The sequence below is a fragment of the Xanthocytophaga agilis genome (assembly GCF_030068605.1).
GTDB lineage: Bacteria > Bacteroidota > Bacteroidia > Cytophagales > 172606-1 > Xanthocytophaga > Xanthocytophaga agilis.
This window is the reverse complement of the sequence record NZ_JASJOU010000055.1, coordinates 1-648: the sequence shown is the minus strand read 5'-3', so window position 1 is coordinate 648 and position 648 is coordinate 1. Positions and strand designations below refer to the sequence as shown.

Genomic DNA, 648 nt, shown 5'->3' with positions numbered 1-648 from the left:
CTATGTAAGCAATCACTTAACGAGCGATTCTCAGCAAAATCAGTAACTTTTCTCAAAAAAGTAGTAGAAGAATTGATAGAGAAACAATCTGATCAATATCAGTTATCTACATTTTCTAATTTCAAACATATCTTAATTGGCGACTGTACTTCTTTTGCCCTGCCAGCCTCATTAGGTTCAACATACAAAGGTCCTGGAGGTATTTATCCAAGCTCTGCCATCAAGCTCTATTGCGAATATGACTTTCTATCAGGTTCATTTTCATGCTTAGAAGATGATGGATGGGCGCGTTCAGATCAAACATTTAATAATGCTTCTCGTGTAGATAAGGGAGATTTAATTTTGAAAGACTTAGGATTCTATCAAGTACCCTTCTTCAGAGAGCTTCATCAGAAAGGGGCTTATTTTATTTCACGATTGAGAGCTGGTAGTAGCCTTTATAATCAAGAAAAGAGGATGGATTTAGCATCTTTGATTAAAGACAATGCAAACGATTATTCTTTGCAGGAATATAGTGTAAGTATTGGTAACAATAAAAAAGAAAGATCTGATTTAGGACCTGTACGATTGATTTTAGAAAAAGTGCCTACTGCCGTTTATCAACAAAAGATGAAACGTACGAAAACTTTATGTGCTAGTAAAGGCAAA

At 35.0% G+C, this 648-nt stretch carries 1 protein-coding gene; it reads left to right on the top strand.

Annotation, left to right across the window (positions count from 1 at the left end; translation table 11 throughout):
* Nucleotides 1-648 (top strand): transposase (locus QNI22_RS40165; protein ID WP_314520321.1); only part of this gene is annotated, 648 nt, incomplete at both ends.